Origin of the sequence: Streptomyces pseudogriseolus (assembly GCA_002154585.1) — a bacterium.
GTDB classification, from domain to species: Bacteria; Actinomycetota; Actinomycetes; order Streptomycetales; family Streptomycetaceae; genus Streptomyces; species Streptomyces pseudogriseolus.
On record MUNG01000590.1, the window covers coordinates 1 to 1084 of the forward strand.

1 pseudogene is annotated in these 1084 nt (G+C 77.2%); it reads right to left on the reverse strand.

The window, feature by feature from the left end:
• A pseudogene (locus CCN29_RS33195) lies at positions 1-1084 on the reverse strand (ATP-binding protein); the annotation flags it as partial.

The following is a 1084-nucleotide window of genomic DNA, read 5'->3' on the forward strand; positions in this document are numbered from 1 at the left end:
GACGGTGACCGCGCGCGCGGTGGGCGCCTTGCCGGTGATCGCCCGCCGCAGCGCGTGCACGGCCTTGCCGGCGGGGCTCTCGGCGATGATCTGCCGGTCGGTGACGTCGCGCGCCTCGGTCCACTCCTTGCCCCACACCTCGGCGAAGTCCTGCCCGTCCCAGGGGGTCACCCCGGACAGCGCCATGCGGCAGCCGGTGGCGCCGAGCAGCGGGCCGCGCAGCGGCCGGGGCACGTCGTCCAGGGTGCGCAGGGTGAGCAGCACGCCCGCGTTGGCGGACCGCAGCCGCTGGATGCCGCGCACGGACTCGGGGGTGATGACGCCGGTGGCGTCGTCCAGCACGAGGCACGCGAACAGGGAGCGGTCCTCACGCACCGCGACGCTCGCGGTGAACTGGGCGAGGACCAGCCGGGCCAGCATCCGCGAGGCGTCGGCGTGACCCCGCTCGGGCAGGTCCACGCGCACCCGGACCGGGTGGTCGAGCGCCTTGAGGGTGAACGGCCGGGACTGCCCCGAGGTGTCGAAGAACCCGGCGAAGGCGGGCCGGTCCAGCAGCGCCACCCGGTCGGCGAGGATCCCGCCCACGTCGCCGGGGTGCCCCATCTGCCGCTCGCGCGCGTCGAGTTCACGCAGCAGCGACTCCTGGCCCGCCGCCTCGAGGCCCTGGCGCAGGGCGGCCAGCGGCGCGGGGGCGCCGTCGAGCAGCTGCCGCAGCTCCGGCACCGACGGGAACCGGCCGTGCACGGCGCGGAACGGTCCGAGGAGCTGGGCGAGGACGGTGGTGGAGCGGCGGCTGTCGCTGCCGGGGTGCGGGTCCGCGAGGTCGCCGACGAGCGCCTCGGCGAGCACGGCCGCGGCCTCGTCGGGGTCGGTGGTGCCGCCGTACAGGTCGAGGTCGTACACGGAGTCGGGGCTGCCGATGCGGACGACGACGTCGTAGGCGTCGGACGGGCCGAGGCCCGCGCCGGCCGCGCCGACCACCACCACGGCGGCCCGCCCGGCGAGCGCCTGGAGGCACAGCGACTCGGCGACCGGCCGGGTCCGGCAAGACCGGCGGGGTGGTCCGGCCGGTCGCCGAGTCGCT